The 483-nt window shown below is 36.9% G+C and carries 1 protein-coding gene; it reads right to left on the bottom strand.

Annotated elements, in window-relative coordinates:
* Positions 1 to 483, bottom strand: a 483-nt coding sequence (locus DMB65_RS22260) for an MBG domain-containing protein (RefSeq protein WP_317048152.1), incomplete at both ends; no start/stop codon positions are given.

Below are 483 nucleotides of genomic sequence, written 5' to 3'. Positions count from 1 at the left end.
CCGTATAAGTGTAAACAGGATTTACTGTTCCATAAACTTTTGTTTGTGAAGCATCTGCTGTTACTGTAATTGGTTTTGCCGTAATAGTAAAGTTAGCACCTGCGTAACTAATCGTATAATTAGATCCGGCACTCAAACTTCCTTGGGTAATAGCATAAGTTCCTATATTTTCCCCAGCAACTCTGGTTAAAGCTCCTGTAAAGGCATCACTACCTACCAAACCTGGTGAAACTGTATAAGCAAAAACAGGATCTGTTGTTCCGTAAACTTTCGTTTGTGATGGAGTTGCCGTTACTGTAATTGGTTTTGCGGTAATAGTAAAGTTTGCAGCAACATAAGTAATTAAATATTTAGATCCAGCTGAAAGCGAACCTTGATTAATAGCATAATTACCAATATTTTCACCACTAACTCTTGTTAAAGATCCTGTGAATGAATCTCCCGAAAGCAAACTTGGTGACACTGTATAAGTTAAAACAGGAT

The sequence above is a fragment of the Flavobacterium cheongpyeongense genome, from assembly GCF_003202435.1.
Classification (GTDB): Bacteria; Bacteroidota; Bacteroidia; order Flavobacteriales; family Flavobacteriaceae; genus Flavobacterium; species Flavobacterium cheongpyeongense.
This window is presented reverse-complemented; position numbering and strand designations above follow the sequence as displayed.